The organism is Streptomyces millisiae (genome assembly GCF_031845425.1).
GTDB lineage: Bacteria > Actinomycetota > Actinomycetes > Streptomycetales > Streptomycetaceae > Streptomyces > Streptomyces millisiae.
In genome coordinates this window covers 1-16,871 of sequence record NZ_JAVREM010000094.1, presented here as the reverse complement: position 1 = coordinate 16,871, position 16,871 = coordinate 1, and the positions used below count along the sequence as shown (strand labels likewise).

At 73.8% G+C, this 16,871-nt stretch carries 19 protein-coding genes; 4 read left to right on the top strand and 15 right to left on the bottom strand.

Translation table 11 applies throughout. The annotated features are described in order from the left end of the window. Positions 1 to 127: 127 nt before the first annotated feature. The 3 genes from RNC47_RS33575 to RNC47_RS37720 form a co-directional block, all read right to left on the bottom strand. Entirely contained in the window at positions 128 to 517 is a 390-nt protein-coding gene (locus tag RNC47_RS33575; RefSeq protein ID WP_311604365.1) for a rhodanese-like domain-containing protein, read from the bottom strand. A gap of 4 nt (positions 518 to 521) precedes the next feature. Continuing rightward, entirely contained in the window at positions 522 to 986 is a 465-nt protein-coding gene (locus tag RNC47_RS33570; RefSeq protein ID WP_311604364.1) for a cysteine dioxygenase, read from the bottom strand. Between the two features lie 81 nt (positions 987 to 1,067). Then, the gene (locus RNC47_RS37720) at positions 1,068 to 1,157 is read right to left on the bottom strand and encodes a putative leader peptide (RefSeq protein ID WP_387098743.1); all 90 of its coding nucleotides are present in this window, start codon (positions 1,155 to 1,157) and stop codon (positions 1,068 to 1,070) included. A gap of 146 nt (positions 1,158 to 1,303) precedes the next feature. Between RNC47_RS37720 and RNC47_RS37715 the strand changes: the two genes are divergently transcribed. From RNC47_RS37715 to RNC47_RS33560, 3 genes are all read left to right on the top strand, one after another. Further along, positions 1,304 to 1,387, top strand: coding sequence for a putative leader peptide (locus RNC47_RS37715; RefSeq protein ID WP_394814941.1), 84 nt, complete (start codon positions 1,304 to 1,306; stop codon positions 1,385 to 1,387). Between the two features lie 186 nt (positions 1,388 to 1,573). After that, on the top strand, positions 1,574 to 2,473 hold the full coding sequence (locus tag RNC47_RS33565) for a TauD/TfdA dioxygenase family protein (protein ID WP_311604362.1): 900 nt from the start codon (positions 1,574 to 1,576) through the stop codon (positions 2,471 to 2,473). 50 nt (positions 2,474 to 2,523) lie between these two features. Then, positions 2,524 to 3,039 (top strand): winged helix-turn-helix domain-containing protein, encoded by a 516-nt coding sequence (locus tag RNC47_RS33560; protein ID WP_311604360.1) that lies wholly within the window; start codon positions 2,524 to 2,526, stop codon positions 3,037 to 3,039. Here the strand turns inward: RNC47_RS33560 and RNC47_RS33555 are convergent. From RNC47_RS33555 to RNC47_RS33500, 12 genes are all read right to left on the bottom strand, one after another. Then, entirely contained in the window at positions 3,021 to 3,809 is a 789-nt protein-coding gene (locus RNC47_RS33555; RefSeq protein ID WP_311604358.1) for a sirohydrochlorin chelatase, read from the bottom strand. The two genes, RNC47_RS33560 and RNC47_RS33555, sit on opposite strands and share 19 nt — an antisense overlap. Continuing rightward, positions 3,806 to 4,708, bottom strand: coding sequence for an ABC transporter permease (locus RNC47_RS33550; protein WP_311604357.1), 903 nt, complete (start codon positions 4,706 to 4,708; stop codon positions 3,806 to 3,808). Before RNC47_RS33550 ends, RNC47_RS33555 begins: the two co-directional genes overlap by 4 nt. Further along, positions 4,695 to 5,501 (bottom strand): ABC transporter ATP-binding protein, encoded by an 807-nt coding sequence (locus RNC47_RS33545; RefSeq protein WP_394814940.1) that lies wholly within the window; start codon positions 5,499 to 5,501, stop codon positions 4,695 to 4,697. The genes RNC47_RS33550 and RNC47_RS33545 overlap by 14 nt, the downstream gene beginning before the upstream one ends. A gap of 36 nt (positions 5,502 to 5,537) precedes the next feature. Beyond that, complete coding sequence (locus RNC47_RS33540) at positions 5,538 to 6,686, bottom strand: ABC transporter substrate-binding protein (RefSeq protein ID WP_311604355.1); 1,149 nt, start codon at positions 6,684 to 6,686, stop codon at positions 5,538 to 5,540. Between the two features lie 164 nt (positions 6,687 to 6,850). Next, positions 6,851 to 8,191: a sulfate adenylyltransferase subunit 1 gene (locus RNC47_RS33535; protein WP_311604354.1), complete on the bottom strand. Its 1,341-nt coding sequence runs from the start codon at positions 8,189 to 8,191 to the stop codon at positions 6,851 to 6,853. Beyond that, positions 8,191 to 9,114 (bottom strand): sulfate adenylyltransferase subunit CysD, encoded by a 924-nt coding sequence (gene cysD / locus RNC47_RS33530; RefSeq protein ID WP_311604352.1) that lies wholly within the window; start codon positions 9,112 to 9,114, stop codon positions 8,191 to 8,193. The genes RNC47_RS33535 and cysD overlap by 1 nt, the downstream gene beginning before the upstream one ends. A 38-nt stretch (positions 9,115 to 9,152) precedes the next feature. Then, positions 9,153 to 9,698 (bottom strand): adenylyl-sulfate kinase, encoded by a 546-nt coding sequence (gene cysC / locus RNC47_RS33525; protein WP_311604350.1) that lies wholly within the window; start codon positions 9,696 to 9,698, stop codon positions 9,153 to 9,155. Positions 9,699 to 9,765: 67 nt separating this feature from the next. After that, positions 9,766 to 10,482 (bottom strand): phosphoadenylyl-sulfate reductase, encoded by a 717-nt coding sequence (locus tag RNC47_RS33520; protein ID WP_311604349.1) that lies wholly within the window; start codon positions 10,480 to 10,482, stop codon positions 9,766 to 9,768. Between the two features lie 36 nt (positions 10,483 to 10,518). Then, positions 10,519 to 10,698: a hypothetical protein gene (locus RNC47_RS33515; RefSeq protein ID WP_311604347.1), complete on the bottom strand. Its 180-nt coding sequence runs from the start codon at positions 10,696 to 10,698 to the stop codon at positions 10,519 to 10,521. After that, the gene (locus tag RNC47_RS33510) at positions 10,695 to 12,389 is read right to left on the bottom strand and encodes a nitrite/sulfite reductase (protein WP_311604345.1); all 1,695 of its coding nucleotides are present in this window, start codon (positions 12,387 to 12,389) and stop codon (positions 10,695 to 10,697) included. The genes RNC47_RS33515 and RNC47_RS33510 overlap by 4 nt, the downstream gene beginning before the upstream one ends. Before the next feature lie 352 nt (positions 12,390 to 12,741). Further along, complete coding sequence (locus tag RNC47_RS33505) at positions 12,742 to 13,344, bottom strand: GNAT family N-acetyltransferase (protein ID WP_311604343.1); 603 nt, start codon at positions 13,342 to 13,344, stop codon at positions 12,742 to 12,744. Positions 13,345 to 13,363: 19 nt separating this feature from the next. Beyond that, positions 13,364 to 15,016 (bottom strand): acyl-CoA dehydrogenase family protein, encoded by a 1,653-nt coding sequence (locus tag RNC47_RS33500; RefSeq protein ID WP_311604341.1) that lies wholly within the window; start codon positions 15,014 to 15,016, stop codon positions 13,364 to 13,366. Positions 15,017 to 15,268: 252 nt separating this feature from the next. Between RNC47_RS33500 and RNC47_RS33495 the strand changes: the two genes are divergently transcribed. Next, positions 15,269 to 16,183, top strand: a complete 915-nt coding sequence (locus RNC47_RS33495) for a helix-turn-helix domain-containing protein (RefSeq protein WP_311604340.1) — start codon at positions 15,269 to 15,271, stop codon at positions 16,181 to 16,183. Positions 16,184 to 16,871: the final 688 nt, after the last annotated feature.

The following is a 16,871-nucleotide window of genomic DNA, read 5'->3' as shown; positions in this document are numbered from 1 at the left end:
TCCCCCACCCACCCACCCGCCCCTGGCGCTATGCGCCGGAACGGGCGGGTGGGTGGGTGGGGGAAACTCCGGCGCGAAGCGCCGGACGCTCGGCGGCGCAGCCGTCACCCCCGCGCGGTGCGTGGTGTCAGGCCGGCGGGGTCGTCGGGAGGCCCGCTCGGCGCCAGGCCTGGAAGCCGCCGGCCAGGTCCGTCGCTCGGGGGAGGCCGACCGCCCGGAGGGAGGCCGCCGCCAGGGAGGAGGCGTAGCCCTCGTCGCAGAAGACGATCCACCGCACGTCACGGTCCACCGCCTCCGGGACCGACGCGCCGCTCGACGGGTCGCAGCGCCACTCCAGGTGGTTGCGTTCGATCAGCAGCGCGCCCGGGATCGTGCCGCTCGCCGCGCGTTGGAACTCGGGTCTGGTGTCCACCAGCACCGCGCCGGCCAGCCACTCGGCGTGGGCCTCGGCCGGGGTCAGCCGGTCCAGCGTCGCTCGCGCGGCGGCCAGGTGGCCGTCGATGCCCACGGTGCTCATCGGTTCACTCCTCCACGGCGTCGGTCCGCAGCAGCCGCAGCCGGCCTGCCGGGTCCGCCTCGTAGTAGTTCTGGATGGTCAGGGCCGGCGCGTAGGCGTGGATGCTGACGGCCGGCAGCGTTCCCCGGTTGGTGACCCGGTGGATGTGGCGTGGGCCGAAGGCGCGGGACTCGCCGGGGTTCAGCGACCGTGCGGTGCCGGTGGGGCCGAAGGTGTCCTCGGTGAGCGTGCCGTCCACCACGCCGAAGGAGCCGGAGGAGCCGCCGTGGTCGTGGATCTCGGTGCCCTGGCCCGGCAGCCAGGTGAGCAGCCAGACCTCGTGCTCCGCGGTGCGTTCCAGACGCAGGTAGAAGCGCTCCGGGGTGGTGAACCGGACCCGCGGCCGCCACAGTTCCGGGCGGGCGGCGAACCACCGTACGGTGTCGGCGAGTTCGCTGGGGGTGCGGGGCGCGACGACGGGCGCGGTCATGTGGGGGTCCTCTTTCCGGTGGTGCGGGTGGGCGTTCGGCGGGGGAAGCCGCGCCCACGGCACAACACCGGGCGCGACCGTCTAGCTCGGACGGTCGCCGCGACACAGCGCGCTGGCCACGCGGACGAGGTCCACGTGCCATCGTGAAAAGAAGCGCTTACTGGTCGGCATGGGGTACAGATTGACAGTGCCCGACCCTCACGGTCAAGCGGAGCCGGTGCGGTCCTTTACCGGGCGCCGGGGAATGTGTTCCAGTATTCGAGACCGGCGGGAAATATCTTGACGGCTGCCCGATCGCGCTGGCATGCTCACCTACCGTGAGTCAAGCTGACGTTCTTGTCGCGCGGCTGCACGTCGATCTCCGGCGGCAGGCCAGCGCCATCTGTGCCGTCGGTCGCTGAGCCCAGCCGACCGACGCTCTCTCGCGCTTGTCACACCCCTCCGCACGGTTCCGTGCATTTCCTCACTTTTCCCCGGTCGGTATTCAGCCGTTATCGGCGTAATCGGCCCGCGCCCGCGAGAGCGTTTTCTCGGCTGCCTCAAAACGAGATCGGCAACAGCAGATCAACGAAGGGCAGCGATCAGCAATGACCACGACCGGCTTCGACGTCCGTCGGATCGGCGGGCGTATCGGCGCCGAGATCATCGGCGTGGACCTCGCCGGCGATCTCGATCCCGCCGTCGTCTCCGAGATCAACTCCGCGCTCCTGGAGCACAAGGCGCTCTTCTTCAGGGGCCAGCGCCTCGACGACGCGGCCCAGCTCGGGTTCGCCTCGCGCTTCGGCGAGTTGACCACCGCGCACCCCACCGTCCCCGCGGCGGACGGCCAGCCCAACGTGCTGGCGGTCAACGGCGAGGAGGGCATCCGCTCCAACCGGTGGCACACCGACGTCACCTTCGTCCGCACCCCGCCCAAGGCGACGACGCTGCGCAGCCTCGTCGTCCCGCCCTACGGCGGCAACACCCTGATCGCCAACGCGGCCACCGCCTACCAGGATCTGCCGGAGCCGCTGCGCGCCCTGGCCGACCGGCTGTGGGCGGTACACACCAACGACCACGACTACGCGGAGCCGAAGACGGCCAGGGCGGCCGAGCACCGCAGGCAGTTCGTCTCCCGGAAGTACCGGACCGCCCACCCGGTGGTCAGGGTGCACCCGGAGACCGGCGAACGCGGCCTGTTCATCGGCGGCTTCGCGCAGCGCCTGGTCGGGCTCGGGCCCGACGAGTCCCGCGACATCCTGCGCATCCTGCAGTCCTACGTGACCCGCCCGGAGAACGTGGTGCGCTGGCAGTGGGCACCGGGCGACCTGGTGCTCTTCGACAACCGCATCACCCAGCACTACGCGCCCGACGACTACGGCGACCTGCCGCGCCTGCTGCACCGCGTGACGGTGGCCGGTGACGCGCCGGTCGGCGTGGACGGAGAGCACAGCCGGGTCGTCGAGGGCGACGACGCCGCGCACTACACCCCAGCCGCCGCTGCCTGACCGATCCCACGAGGATCCCAAGGCGCATCCCACACGAAAGGGAGCCGAAGATGCGGCATCTCACCGCCCTCCCGGATCTCACCGACCTGTCCGACGTGGCGAACCTGTCCGACGTGACCGTGGCGCTGGTCCCGGAGGCCACGACCGGCACCGTGCCCCTGGTCGGCTACCTGGTGCTGGCCCCGGCCGGCACCCAACCGGCCCAGTTGTCAGAGCTGTTGTCCGCGCGGGGCGCGACGCCCACGGTGGCCCCGGCGCCCCCCGCGGCCGCGCCGGCGCCGGCCGGCCAGGGCATCGTGGTGGACACCGAGGAGCGCACCGTCCGGGTGGACGGCGAACTGCTGCGGCTGACCTACCTGGAGTTCGAGCTGCTCGCCCACCTGGCCGGGCACCCGCACCGGGTGTACACCAGGGAGCAGCTGGTGACCACCATCTGGGGCTACGGCCCGGTCGGCGACCAGCGCACGGTGGACGTGCACGTGGCGCGGCTGCGCCGCAAGCTGGGGGCGGCCTACCGGGAACGCATCGTCACGGTGCGCCGGGTGGGCTACAAGTACGTCCCGTAGGACGGCGCGCGGCCGGCGGTGGCCAGTTCCGCCCCGCCGGCCGGCGCGTAGCGCCGCCACAGCAGTTCGGCCAGCTCGGGCGCCGCGCCCAGCGGCGCGGCCACCGCGTCGGCGCCCGCCTCGCGGGCGCCGGCCAGTATCCGGTCCGGCAGCCGTCCCGGAGCGATCACACAGGAAGCCACGGCCACCCGGCGGACGCCGTCCGCGCGCAACGCGCGGACGGCGTCCGCCGTGGTGGGCCGCGAGCCGGAGGCGAACGCGGGCCGCACGGCGCACCATCCAGCGGCGCGCCGCCACTCCCGCGCGGCTGTCGCGAACACCGCGATCGCCTCCGGGTCAGAGGAGCCGGCCGACGCCAACACCACGCCGGTCTCGGCCCGGTCGGCCCGGCCGACGCCGGCCTGGGCGAGCCGCCGTTCGAGGGCGGCGAGCAGCAGCGGGTCGGGGCCGAGCACGTCGGCCCGCCGGATCGTCAGCCCGGGCAGCCGGGCGGCGGAGGCCCGCAGCACGGCCGGGATGTCGGCCTTGGCGTGGAAGGCCCTGGCCAGCAGCAGCGGGACCGCCACCACCCGCCGGGCGCCGGTGGCGTACAGCTCGGTCAGCGCCCGGTCCACGCTCGGCGCGTCGAAGTCGAGGTAGCCCACCGCCACCCGCCTCCCGGGCGCCAGCGCCCGGGCCCGCGCGGCCAGCGCGGACACGGTCGCGGCGTGCCGGCGGTCGCGGCTGCCGTGCGCGACGACCAGCAGGGGCGGGGGCGGCGGCGTGGTCACGAGGAGCGGACCAGCAGGCCGCGGCCGCGCAGCACGCGGCGCTCCAGCGGGGAGAAGAACAGCAGGTCGATGGCGACGCCGACGATCAGGATCAGGATGATCGTGGCGAGCACCCCCGACATGTTCTGCATCGTGCGGTAGCCCTCCATCAGCTGGCCGAGACCGGTGCCCAGGCTCGGGGTCTGCACGATCAGCTCGGCCGCCATCAGCGAGCGCCAGGAGAAGGCCCAGCCCTGCTTGAGGCCCGCCAGGTAGCCGGGCAGCGCCGCCGGCAGCAGTACGTGCCGCACGCTGGTGAGGCCCCGGGCGCCGAGCGTCCGGCCGACCCGCAGGTACAGCGGCGGGATCTGGTCGACGCCGGCCACGATGCCGTTGGCGATGGACGGCACCGCGCCCAGCAGCACCACCGCGTAGATGGTGCCGTTGGAGAGGCCGAACCAGATGATCGCCGCCGGCACCCAGGCCACCGAGGGCAGCGACTGGAGGCCGGTCAGCACCGGCCCGATCGCCGCCCGCACCAGCTTCACGCGGGCGACGAGCAGCCCCAGCGGGGTGCCGATGGCGATGGCGACCAGGAAGCCGAGCAGGCCGCGCGAGACGCTGGTCCAGATGTACTCGAACAGGGTGCCCTGCCGCCACATCTCGTCGTACTCGCCCCACACGTCGGCGGGGCTCGGCATCAGGTAGTCGGGCTGGATCTCCGCCCAGTAGACGGCCTGCCAGACGGCCAGCACCAGCAGGACGGCCACCAGCGGCGGCACCACCTTGGCGAGCGCCACCCGGCCGATCGACGGCCGGTCCTGCACCGGCACGGTGTCCAGCGCGTCGAGGCCGGCCTCCAGGCCGGCGAGGTCCGAGGCGCCGGCCGTCGGGCGCGGCGTCGTGTCACTGTTGGCCATGACGGCGGATCTCCTCCCTGAGCCGTTCGGTGATCTCCACGGAGAGCGCCGACACCTCGGCGTCCTCGATGCGGCGCGGCTGGGGGATCTCCACCCGCCACTCGTGCGCGATCCGGCCCGGGCGCGAGGACAGCAGCACGACCCGCTGCGCGAGCCGCACCGCCTCGCGCACGTTGTGGGTGACGAACAGGATCGAGACGCCGGTCTCGGTCCAGATCCGGGTCAGCTCCTCGTGCAGCACGTCCCTGGTGATGGCGTCGAGCGCCGCGAACGGCTCGTCCATCAGCAGCAGCTGGCTGTCCTGGGCGAGCGCCCTGGCCAGCGCCACCCGCTGCCGCATGCCGCCGGAGAGCTCGTGCACCCGCTTGTCGTACGAGCCCTGGAGCCGGACCAGGGCGAGCAGCCGCTCGGCCTCGGCGCGCCGCTCGTTCTTCTGCACGCCGCGCAGCCGCAGCGCCAGCTCCACGTTCCGGCCCGCGGTCAGCCACGGGAAGAGCGCGTGCTCCTGGAACATCAGGGCCGGGCGGCCGCCGGGGACCGAGATCCGGCCCTCGGAGGCCGCGTCGAGCCCGGCGGTCAGATTGAGCAGGGTCGACTTGCCGCAGCCCGAGGCCCCCAGCAGGGTGACGAACTCCCCGGGCGCGACGTCGAGGCTGATGTCGTCGAGCACCAGCTGCTGCCGGCCGGGCCGGCCGAAGGACTTCGAGACATGGTCGAGACGCACGGCGTACTCGGTCGCCTTGGCATCGAGCGCTTCGGGCTTGCCGGTGGTGGTGAGGGCCATGGTTGTCACCTCCTGAGGGCTGTGGTCACGGGACTCTCGGGCGCGTCAGTCGTCCACGCCGAGGCCGGCGTCGTCGACCTCCGGCTGCCCCGCGTCGGCGAGCACCCGGTTGAGGATGGACAGGTCGTAGATGCCGCCGAGGTCGGTCTCCTCCAGGAGACCCGCCGTCACCGCGTGCTCGGCGCCGAGCTGGAGCGTCCCGGCCAGCGGGTCGTCGAGGAACTCGACGTTCTCCCAGGCCGGGTCGAGCACCTCGGCCGGCAGCTCGCTGCCGCCCGGCAGCGCGGCGAGGCCGGCGTTGAAGTCGGCCTTGGCCTCGTCCGGGTTGTCGTTGATCCAGGCGTTGGTCTCCACCACGCCCCGCACGATGGCCTCGACCACGTCCGGGTGGTCCGCCAGGAAGTCCTGGCGGGCGATGACATGGGTGACGACGTAGCGTCCGTCGTCCCACAGCTCGCCCTCGTCGAGCAGGGTCTCGGCGCCGCGGTTCACCAGGTTGGCCGCGGTGGGCTCGGGCACCCAGGCGCCGTCGATGTCCCCGCTGTCGAAGGCGGCCGGGATCTCCGCGTTGGGGATGCGGGCCACCTCGACGTCGCCGCGGCCGGACTGCGGGTCGACCTCGTAGCCGTTGTCCGCCAGGTAGTTGAGCAGCGCCACGTCCTGGGTGTTGCCGAGCTGCGGGGTGGCGATCCGGGCGCCGGCCAGGTCGTCGAGGGACGAGACGGTGTCCGGGTTCACCACCAGCGAGGCGCCGCCGGAGGCCGCGCCGGACACGATCCGCAGGCTCTGCCCGCCGGACTGGGCCCAGCCGTTGATGGCCGGGTTGGGGCCGATGAAGGTGACGTCGACCTCGCCGGCGTTGAGGGCCTCGATGGCGGAGGGGCCGGCGTTGAAGATCTGGGTGGAGACGTCGGTGCCGCCCAGCTCCTGGCGGATCAGGCCGCCGTCCTCCTGGAGGCCGACCACGGCGGTGGCGTGGGTGATGTTGGCGAAGTAGCCGATGGTCACCTCGTCGGCCGACAAGGCCTCGGCGCTCGACTCGTCCGACGACGGGTTCGACGGGCCGGCGTCGTCCTCGGAGTCCGAGCCGTAGCCGCAGGCGGCCAGGAGCAGCAGCGGGAGCGCCGCGGCGGCGGTCAGCGTACGGCGGCCGCGGCGGGCGGCTCTCCGGCGGGAGGAACGGATGGCGGTCATGGACGGGTCCTCTCAAGGCAGGCAGGGGTCGGGAACGGGGTCAACGGGCGGGGTTCAGCCCGCACATCGCCCGATCCCGCCGTGCCCCGCGCCGAGCGCGCCGCTGCCGACGCGGCCGCCCTCCTTCGCGAAGGTCGAGAAGACCTCTCCCGTGATCCGCATCGTCAGAAGTCCCACCCCTCGGACGCCTCGTCCACGGGCTGGTCCGGGGCGCCGGCGGCGAAGGCGGTGCCCGCCATGCCGGCGGTGAGGGTGGCGCCGTCCGCCGGGTCGATCAGCAGGAAGGAGCCGGTGGCGCGGGAGTCGGCGTAGTCGTCGACGGCCAGCGGCTCGGCCGTGCGGATCACCACCCGGCCGATGTCGTTGGCCACCAGCCGGCCGGGCGCCGGGTGCTGGGAGAGGTCGTCCAGCGTCAGCCGGGACGGGATCTCCTTGACGATCGCCTTGACCGTGCGGGTGGTGTGCTTCAGCAGCACCCGGGCGCCCGGGGTCAGCGGCCGGTCGTGCAGGTGGCAGACGGTGGCGGTGAGGTCCTGGCTCGCCCCGGCCGCGCCGGCCGCCGGCACGATCAGGTCGCCGCGCGAGATGTCCAGGTCGTCGGCGAGGGTCAGGGTCACCGACATCGGCGCCCAGGCCACGTCGACGGACTGGCCGAGCGCGTCGATCCGCTCGATCACGCTGGAGTGGCCGGACGGCTGCACCAGCACCCGCTCGCCGACCCGCAGCACGCCGGAGGCGATCTGCCCGGCGTAGCCCCGGTAGTCGGGGTGCTCGGCCGTCTGCGGCCTGATCACGTACTGGACGGGGAAGCGGGCCGGGTCCTCGGCCGGGTCGCGGGTGACCGGCACGGTCTCCAGGTGCTCAAGCACCGTGGGGCCGCCGTACCAGTCCATGGTGGCCGAGGCCGTGACGACGTTGTCGCCGGCGAGCGCCGAGATGGGGATCGCGGTGACCTCGGGGACGCCGAGCGAGTCGGCGTAGGCGGTGAACTCGCCGGCGATCCGGGCGAACACCGGCTCGGCGTAGTCGACCAGGTCCATCTTGTTGACGGCCAGCACCACGTGGGGGACGCGCAGCAGGGCGGCGACCGCCGCGTGCCTGCGGGTCTGCTCGACCACCCCGTGCCGCGCGTCCACCAGGATGATGGCCAGCTCGGCGGTGGAGGCGCCGGTCACCATGTTGCGGGTGTACTGCACGTGCCCCGGGGTGTCGGCGAGGATGAACCGCCGGCGCGGGGTCGCGAAGTAGCGGTAGGCGACGTCGATGGTGATGCCCTGCTCGCGCTCGGCGCGCAGGCCGTCGGTGAGCAGCGCCAGGTCGACGGAGTCGGCGCCGCGGTTGCGGGAGGCCAGCTCGACGGCCTCCAACTGGTCGGCGAGCACCGACTTCGAGTCGTGCAGCAGCCGGCCCACCAGCGTGGACTTGCCGTCGTCGACGGAGCCCGCGGTGGCGAAGCGCAGCAGCGAGGTGGCCGAGGTCTCGGCGGGCGAGGCGGCGGTCGTCATCAGAAGTACCCCTCCCGCTTGCGGTCCTCCATGGCGGCCTCGGACAGCTTGTCGTCGGCCCGGGTGGCGCCGCGCTCGGTGAGCCGGGAGGCCGCGATCTCGGCGATGATCTCCTCGATGGTGGCGGCCTCCGACTCGACCGCGCCGGTGCAGGACATGTCGCCCACGGTGCGGTAGCGGACCAGGCGGGTGGCCACCGGCTCGTCGTCCTTCGGGCCGCCCCACTCGCCCGGGGCCAGCCACATGCCGGAGCGCGCGAACACCTCGCGCTCGTGGGCGAAGTAGATCGCCGGGATGTCGATCTTCTCCCGGCCGATGTACTGCCACACGTCGAGCTCGGTCCAGTTGGAGAGCGGGAAGACCCGGACGTGCTCGCCGGGCGCGTGCCGGCCGTTGTAGAGCTGCCACAGCTCGGGGCGCTGGCGGCGCGGGTCCCAGCCGCCGAACTCGTCGCGCAGCGAGAACACCCGCTCCTTGGCGCGGGCCTTCTCCTCGTCGCGGCGGCCGCCGCCGAAGACCGCGTCGAAGCGGTTGTGCTCGATCGCGTCGAGCAGCGGCACGGTCTGCAGCGGGTTGCGGGTGCCGTCGGGGCGCTCCCGCAGCCGGCCGCTGTCGATGAACTCCTGGACGTGGGCGACGTGCAGCCGCAAGCCGTGGCGCGCCACCACCTCGTCCCGGTAGTCGATCACCTCGGGGAAGTTGTGCCCGGTGTCCACGTGCAGCAGGGAGAACGGCAGCGGCGCGGGCGCGAACGCCTTGAGCGCCAGGTGCAGCATGACGATGGAGTCCTTGCCGCCCGAGAAGAGGATCACCGGGCGCTCGAACTCCCCGGCCACCTCCCGGAAGATGTGCACCGCCTCGGACTCGAGCACGTCCAGGTGGGACAGCGTGAAGGGACCACCGGGGTCGGCGGACGCCGCCATGCTCCGCTCCTCTCGCTCGTCTTCGCTCAGCGGGACCGTCACAACAGCCCCCTCTCGCCCAGCAGCGCGTGCAGCGCGCCGGCCGACTCGGCCACCGACTGCTCGTGCGCGGCGATCACCAGATCGGGCGCGGCCGGCACCTCGTAGGGGTCGTCCACGCCGGTGAGCCCCGTGAGCTCGCCGGCCGCCTGCCGCGCGTACAGGCCCTTGACGTCGCGCTCGGAGCACACGTCGACGGGCGTGGCCACGTGCACCTCCAGGTAGCCGGTGCCGGACGCCTGGTGGTGCTTGCGCACCGCCTCGCGGCTGTCCGCGTACGGCGCGATCACCGGGACCAGCACCTTCACCCCGTGCGAGGCGAGGAGTTCGGCGACGAAGCCGATGCGGGTGACATTGGTGTGCCGGTCCTCGCGCGAGAAGCCGAGCCCGGCCGAGAGGAACTCCCGGATCTCGTCGCCGTCCAGCACCTCGACCCGGTGTCCTTCGGCGGTCAGGCGCTCGCCGAGCGCCCGGGCGATGGTCGTCTTGCCGGCGCTCGGCAGGCCGGTGAGCCAGATGGTGGCGCCCTGCGCTGACTCGCTCATCTCCCACTCCTGCGGCTCTCGTCGGGGTGTGCTGTGGCGGGCGCGGTGGCCCGAGGGGTGTGCCGCATCAGCCGTGCAGCCCGCACTCGGTCTTGGCCAGACCGGCCCAGCGGCCCGCCCGGGCGTCCTCGCCGGCCAGCGTGCGGCGGGTGCAGGGGGCGCACCCTATGGAGGCGTAGCCGTCCTGCAGCAGCGGGTTGGTCAGCACCCCGTGCTCGGCGACATAGGCTTCCACATCCGCGTCCGTCCAGCGGGCTATCGGCGCGATCTTCACCTTGCCGCGTCGCGCGTCCCAGCCGACCACCGGCGTGTTGGCGCGGGTCGGCGACTCGTCTCTGCGCAGCCCGGTGGCCCAGGCGTCGTAGTCGGTCAGGCCGGCCTCGAGCACCTCGACCTTGCGCATCGCGCAGCAGCGGTCCGGGTCCCGCTCGTACAGCCGCGGCCCGTACTCGGCGTCCTGCTCGGCGACGGTCAGCCGGGGGGTGAGGGTGATGACGTTGACGTCCAGCACGGCGGCGACCGCGTCCCTGGTGCCGATGGTCTCGGGGAAGTGGTAGCCGGTGTCCAGGAACACGACGTCGACGCCGGGCCTGGCCCGGGCGGCCAGGTGGGCCACGACGGCGTCGGCCATGGAGGCCGTGACGCAGAACCGGGACCCGAAGGTGTCGGCGGCCCAGCGCAGGATCTCCAGGGCCGGCGCCTCCTCGAGCTCGCGGCCCGCCCGCTCGGCCAGCTCGCGCAGCCGCTCGGCGCGGGGTGGCTCGGTGCTGGTGACGGTGGTCATGGTTCCGATGCCCCTTCCTCTGCCTTGTGCCCTACATCAGCCGTCGTGGTCGTCCCGGTCGCCGCGCGTCAGACCGCTGGCCAGCAGGCCGAGGAACGACAGGCGGAACGCCCGGTTGCACGCCGCGCACTCCCAGGCGCCGTGGCCGGCCTCGCTGGGGCGCAGGTCCTCGTCGCCGCAGTACGGGCAGTAGAACGGGGCCGCGCGCTCGCTCATGACAGCGCGCCCTCGTCCGCCCTGGCGACCCAGCGCGCGAACCGCTCGCCCGGCTCCCGCTGGTCGAGGTAGGTCCGCAGCACCCGCTCCACGTAGTCGGCGAGACCGTCGGCGGTGACCTTCAGGCCGCGGATCTTGCGGCCGAAGCCGGGTTCGAGGCCGAGCGAACCGCCCAGGTGGACCTGGAAGCCCTCGACCTGCTGCCCGTTCTCGTCCACGACCAGCTGCCCCTTGAGACCGATGTCCGCGATCTGGATACGGGCGCAGGAGTTGGGGCAGCCGTTGATGTTGACGGTCAGCGGCTCGTCGAACTCCGGCAGCCGGCGCTCCAGCTCCTCGATCAGCCAGGCGCCCCTGGCCTTGGTCTCGACGATGGCCAGCTTGCAGAACTCGATGCCGGTGCAGGCCATGGTGCCGCGCCGGAACGGGGAGGGCTCGGCGGTCAGGCCGAGCGCGGCCAGGCCCTCGGTCAGCGAGGCGACCCGCTCCTCCGGGACGTCCAGGATCAGCATCTTCTGCTGGACGGTGGTGTTCACCCGCCCGGAGCCGTGCGCCTCGGCCAGGTCGGCGATCTTGGCGAGCGTGGTGCCGTCCACCCGGCCGACGGTGGGCGCGAAGCCCACGTAGTAGCGGCCGTCCTTCTGCCGGTGGACGCCGACGTGGTCGCGCCAGGCGTGCGGCGGGTCGGCCGGCGCAGGGCCGTCGACCAGCCGGCGCAGCAGGTACTCCTTCTCCAGCACCTCGCGGAACTTCTCCGCGCCCCAGTCGGCGACCAGGAACTTGAGGCGGGCGCGGGTGCGCAGCCGGCGGTAGCCGTAGTCGCGGAAGACGGAGACGATCCCCTCGTGGACGTCGGCGACCTCCTCGGCCGGCACCCAGGCGCCGAGCCGGACGCCGATCCGCGGGTTGGTGGAGAGCCCGCCGCCGACCCAGACGTCGAAGCCGGGGCCGTGCTCCGGGTGGACGACGCCGACGAACGCCACGTCGTTGACCTCGTGGGCGACGTCGAGCAGCGGGGACCCGGAGACGGCGGTCTTGAACTTCCGCGGCAGGTTCGAGTACGCCTTGTTGCCCACCACCTGGCGGTGGATCTCCTCGATGACGGGCGTGCCGTCGATGATCTCGTCGGCCGCGATCCCGGCCACCGGGGAACCGACGATCACCCGGGGGGTGTCGCCGCAGGCCTCGGTGGTGGACAGCCCGACGGCCTCCAGACGGCGCCAGATCTCCGGCATGTCCTCGACGCGGATCCAGTGGTACTGCACGTTCTGCCGGTCGGTGATGTCGGCGGTGCCGCGCGCGAACTCCTGGGAGATCTCGGCGATGACGCGCAGCTGTCGGGTGGTCAGCCGGCCGCCGTCGATGCGGACGCGCAGCATGAAGAACTCGTCGTCCAGCTCCTCCGGCTCCAGGATGGCCGTCTTGCCGCCGTCGATCCCGGGCCGCCGCTGCGTGTAGAGACCCCACCAGCGCATCCGGCCGCGCAGGTCCTGGCCGTCGATGGCCTGGAAGCCACGCTGGGCGTAGATGGTCTCGATGCGGGTGCGCACGTTGAGACCGTCGTCGTCCTTCTTGACCTGCTCGTTGCCGTTCAGGGGCGTGAAGTGCCCGGCCGCCCACTGGCCTTCGCCGCGGTGGCGGCCGGCCTTGCGGCGGGTCGGGGCGGCAGGCTTCTCGGCACTGTCGGACATCGTGGCGTCGCGCCTTTCTACGGGCCTTTAGGGGGCCTGCGTGGTGGCAGGGCGGCAGCACTGAACCACCCCATGGCTCAACCGCCGCGACGGCGCGGCGGCGGGGGGATCAGCGTCGGGAAAGCGGTGGGGCGAAGGGGGAGCGGGCCGGGATCGCGGCTCTCACCAGGCCGGACAGATGGCGCTGGACATTCGACCGAAGTCGACGTGCCGCCGACTCACCAGGGCTATTCCAGCTTCAGACATGACGGAAGCGTGGCACGCGGTGACGCCCTCGTCCACCGTTATCCGCGATGTGGACGGGGTCGTCCCACTATGTGGTCGCTGTGGTGGGGTGGTTACGCTCGGTTGGTCACGATTCGTCGACCGCCGCCCCCGGCCACGGACCCGGGGTGGCGACCACCGGCTCCTCGGCGCGCGTGGTGTCGTAGACCCGGAAGCCGCGGCGCCGGTAGTTGGCCAGGGCGTGTGGCCCGTCCTTGGAGCAGGTGTGCAGCCAGACCCGGCGGGTGGCCGGCACTCCGGGCCACCGCCGCGTCAGGTCCCACGCCCGGGCGACGCCCTCGGCCAGCAGCAGCCCGCCGAGGCCGCGCCCCCGGAACGCCGGCAGGAGGCCGAAGTAGCTGACCTCGACCGCGCCGTCGGGACCCGGGTCCAGTTCCAGGAAGCCGGCCGGGGTGTCGTGCTCGTACGCCACCCAGGTCTCCACGCCCGGCCGCCCCAGGAACGCCCGCCACCGCGCCGCGTCCCAGCCGAGACGGTCGGTCCACGTGACGTCCTGACCGACCGCCGTGTACAGGAACCGGCTGAACTCCGGGCTGGGCACCGCGGCCCGCGCCACCCGGACCCCGGCCTCCGGGGCCGGCGTCCGCGCCGCCGGCACCAGGTCGCTCGGCGAGGTCTGCTCCAGCCACCAGGTGGTGACGGAACGGGTCGGGGTGGGCGACGTGCTCATGCCGCCCATCCCACCACAGTCAGGCGGGGCCGAGCGGAGCGGCCCGGTCCACGATCGCGCCCAGGTCGAGCGACCCGGGCAGCGTCCCGAAGGCCGCGCCCCAGTCGCCGCCGAGCCGGGAGGCGCAGAACGCGTCGGCCACGGCGGGCGGCGCGTGCTGGACCAGCAGGGCGCCCTGGAGCACCAGGGCGAGGCGCTCCACGAGACGGCGGGCGCGCGCCTCGATCCCCTCCAGGTCCGACAGCTCGGTGAGCACCCCCTTGATCGCGGCGTCCAGCCGGTGGTCGGCGCCCGCGGCCTGACCCACCTCGGTCAGGAAAGCGTTCAACGCCTGCGGCTCGCGCTGCAACGCCCGCAGCACGTCCAGCGCCTGGATGTTGCCCGAGCCCTCCCAGATCGAGTTCAGCGGGGACTCGCGCAGCAGCCGCGGCATGCCGGACTCCTCCACGTAGCCGTTCCCGCCCAGGCACTCCAGGGCCTCCACCACCAGCGGCGTGCAGCGCTTGGTCACCCAGTACTTGGCGGCCGGCACCGCGATCCGCAGCAGCTGCCGGTCCCGCGCGCTGCCGGCCGCCGCCGCGTCGTGGGCGGCGGCCAGCCGCAGCGCCAGCGTCGTCGCCGCCTCCGACTCCAGGGCCAGGTCGGCCAGCACGTTCCGCATCAGCGGCCGGTCGACCAGCGGCCCGCCGAACGCCTCCCGGTGCGTGGCGTGGTGCACGGCCTGGACCACCGCCTGCCGCATGATCGCGGCCGAGCCGGTCACGCAGTCGAGCCGGGTGGCGGCGACCATCTCGATGATCGTGGGCACCCCGCGCCCCTCCTCACCGACCCGCCACGCCACCGTCGAGCCGTCGAACTCCACCTCGGACGAGGCGTTGGAGTGGTTGCCCAGCTTCTCCTTGAGCCGCTGGATCCGGAACGTGTTGCGGGTGCCGTCCGGCAGCACGCGCGGCAGCAGGAAACAGGTGAGGCCGCCGGGCGCCTGGGCCAGCACCAGGAAGGCGTCGGACATCGGCGCCGAGCAGAACCACTTGTGGCCCGTCAGGGCGTAGGCGCCCGGCTCGGACAGCGGCTCCGCCCGGGTGGCGTTGGCCCGCACGTCGGAGCCGCCCTGCTTCTCCGTCATCCCCATGCCGGCGATCGCGCCCGCCTTGCCGGCCACCGGACGCAGCCCGGGATCGTAGGCGTGGGCGGTCAGCAGCGGCTCCCAGACGGCGGCGAGCTCGGGCGCGGCGCGCAGCGCCGGCACCGCCGCGTGGGTCATCGACACCGGGCAGCCGTGGCCGGCGTCCACCTGCGTCCACACCAGGAACCCGGCCGTCCTGCGCAGCTGCCCGGCGGGCCGCGACACCGCGTCCGTGAGGCCGGCCTCCACCGCGGTGGCCATCAGCCGGTGGTAGTCGGGATGGAACTCGACTTCGTCGATCCGGTGGCCGTACCGGTCGTGGGTGCGCAGCACCGGCGGATGCGCGTTGGCCCGCACGCCCCACTCGATCGCCTCGGCCGAGCCGGCGGCGCGGCCGAGCGCGCGCAGCTCGGCGGTCGCCTCGTCGGCGACCTCGGGCGCGACGTGCCGGGCGAAGCCCTCGGCGAGGGCCGCGTCCGCGGCGAAGACGTCGTACTCCGTCAGCGGCGGCGGCTGGTTGGTCACCGCGTGGGTGCTGTGCGTCATGACGCCAACGGTAGGCCCGGCGTCCGCCGCCCGTCACCACCCGGAACGGCACCGGCGCCGATGGCCGGTTCCCGCCGGGTGCGCCGGCGCGTCTCCGGCGCCTGTCCGGCGCGCCGGCGGCCGGCCGGCACCGTGTGCGGGAGCCGTCGCGAGCCCCCGGGTGCACATGCCGACGGGGGCCACCTCCGCCGGGTTCAATCCGGTCCGGACCTAGTACAGTTGGCCGTTCGCGGCCACAGGGATGGGAGCGGCATGGGTGTCGTCGAGCACGAAGAGAGTGTTTACGAGAGCAAAGCCCCCGCCGTCCCCGACTACCGGCAGACGGGGCCCACTGTCCCCCGGATGATCCTCGGCAGCCGGCTGCGGCGGCTGCGCGAGGAGCGCGGCATCACGGGTGGCGAGGCAGGACGCCGGATCCGTGGCTCGCACTCCAAGATCAGCCGCCTCGAAATGGGCAGGACCGGTTTCAAGACACGCGACGTGCTCGACCTGCTCACCTTCTACGGCGTCACCGACGAGGCCGAGCGCGCCACGCTGCTGGCGCTGGCCAGGCAGTCCACCCAGCCCGGCTGGTGGCACGTCTTCCACGACGTGGTGCCCGGCTGGCTCAACGTCTACCTCGGCCTCGAACAGGCCGCCACCGTGATCCGCGGCTACGAGCTGCAGTTCGTCCCCGGCCTGCTGCAGACCGAGGACTACGCGCGCGCGGTCGTCGGGCTCGCGCCGGAACCGCTCGACGAGGCGGCGGTGGAGCGGCGCGTCGAACTGCGGATGGCCCGCCAGGGCGTGCTGCGGCGGGAGGACCCGCCGCGGGTCTGGATGGTCCTCGACGAGACCGCGCTGCGGCGCCCGCTCGGCGGCCGGCCGGTGATGCGCGCCCAGCTCGAACACCTCATCGAGGCGGCGCGGCTGCCGCACGTCACCCTCCAGATCATGCCGTTCGCCTCCGGCGGTCACGCGGCACTCGGTGGGCCCGTCACGATCCTCCGCCCGCCGGGCGGCGACCTGCCGGACGTCGTCTACCTGGAGCAGCAGACGGGCGGCGTCTACCCCGACAAGCCGACCGAGATCGAGTCCTACCGCCACGTCATGAACCGCCTCGTCCTCCAGGCCGAACCCCCGGCCGCGACGGAGCCGTTCCTGCGGCGCGTACTCCGCGAGACGTAAGCCACGCCGCTGGGGCGGGGCCGCGCGGTGCGTTGTGGCCTGGCGGCCGGCTGCGCCGCGGGGGCGCGCCGAAGGCGCGCGGAACGTCGTGGCCTGGCGGCCGGCGGTGCGCGCCCACCCACCCGCCCCCGGCGGGCGGCCTCGCGCGGCGGCGCGCCGGAGGCGCGCGGAGCCGCGCGCCGGCGGTGGCCTGGCAGCCGGCGTGCCGCGCGCTGCGCTCACCCGCCATTGGCGGGTGGCCTTGTGCGGCGGTGCGCCGCAGGCGCGTACGGCGGTGGGCGGAAGGCAGGGGCGGGAGTGCCACCGCAGCGGTGCGCGTTGACGCCGTGGCCTGGCGGCCGTGCCGCGCACCTGCGGCGGTGCGCCGGCTGCGCCGCGCCCGCCTGCCCTCGGCGGGTGGCTTGTGTGGCGGTGCGCCGGAGGCGTGCAGTGCGGTGGGTGGAAGGCGGGGGTGGGAGTGCCGCCGCAGCGGTGTGCGTTGAGGCCCTGGCCTGGCAGCCGTGCCGCGCACCTGCGGCGGTGCGCCGGCTGCGCCGCGCGGCGTGCCGGAGGCGCGAGAAGCGTCAGGGCCTGGCGGTGGGTGTGTCGGCTGCGCCGCGCCCACCCGTCCTCGGCGGATGGCCTCGCGCGGCGGTGCGCCGGTGGCCCGGCGGCGAAGCCGCCGGGGGCGGGGTCGGCCCGCCCGCGC

Excerpts from the sequence above, each read along its gene's own strand:
- RNC47_RS33575 (WP_311604365.1), bottom strand. The coding sequence starts at position 517 with ATGAGCACCGTGGGCATCGACGGCCACCTGGCCGCCGCGCGAGCGACG.
- RNC47_RS33570 (WP_311604364.1), bottom strand. The coding sequence starts at position 986 with ATGACCGCGCCCGTCGTCGCGCCCCGCACCCCCAGCGAACTCGCCGAC.
- RNC47_RS37720 (WP_387098743.1), bottom strand. The coding sequence starts at position 1,157 with ATGCCGACCAGTAAGCGCTTCTTTTCACGATGGCACGTGGACCTCGTC.
- RNC47_RS33565 (WP_311604362.1), top strand. The coding sequence starts at position 1,574 with ATGACCACGACCGGCTTCGACGTCCGTCGGATCGGCGGGCGTATCGGC.
- RNC47_RS33560 (WP_311604360.1), top strand. The coding sequence starts at position 2,524 with ATGCGGCATCTCACCGCCCTCCCGGATCTCACCGACCTGTCCGACGTG.
- RNC47_RS33550 (WP_311604357.1), bottom strand. The coding sequence starts at position 4,708 with ATGGCCAACAGTGACACGACGCCGCGCCCGACGGCCGGCGCCTCGGAC.
- RNC47_RS33540 (WP_311604355.1), bottom strand. The coding sequence starts at position 6,686 with ATGACCGCCATCCGTTCCTCCCGCCGGAGAGCCGCCCGCCGCGGCCGC.
- RNC47_RS33535 (WP_311604354.1), bottom strand. The coding sequence starts at position 8,191 with ATGACGACCGCCGCCTCGCCCGCCGAGACCTCGGCCACCTCGCTGCTG.
- cysD (WP_311604352.1), bottom strand. The coding sequence starts at position 9,114 with ATGGCGGCGTCCGCCGACCCCGGTGGTCCCTTCACGCTGTCCCACCTG.
- cysC (WP_311604350.1), bottom strand. The coding sequence starts at position 9,698 with ATGAGCGAGTCAGCGCAGGGCGCCACCATCTGGCTCACCGGCCTGCCG.
- RNC47_RS33520 (WP_311604349.1), bottom strand. The coding sequence starts at position 10,482 with ATGACCACCGTCACCAGCACCGAGCCACCCCGCGCCGAGCGGCTGCGC.
- RNC47_RS33515 (WP_311604347.1), bottom strand. The coding sequence starts at position 10,698 with ATGAGCGAGCGCGCGGCCCCGTTCTACTGCCCGTACTGCGGCGACGAG.
- RNC47_RS33510 (WP_311604345.1), bottom strand. The coding sequence starts at position 12,389 with ATGTCCGACAGTGCCGAGAAGCCTGCCGCCCCGACCCGCCGCAAGGCC.
- RNC47_RS33505 (WP_311604343.1), bottom strand. The coding sequence starts at position 13,344 with ATGAGCACGTCGCCCACCCCGACCCGTTCCGTCACCACCTGGTGGCTG.
- RNC47_RS33500 (WP_311604341.1), bottom strand. The coding sequence starts at position 15,016 with ATGACGCACAGCACCCACGCGGTGACCAACCAGCCGCCGCCGCTGACG.
- RNC47_RS33495 (WP_311604340.1), top strand. The coding sequence starts at position 15,269 with ATGGGTGTCGTCGAGCACGAAGAGAGTGTTTACGAGAGCAAAGCCCCC.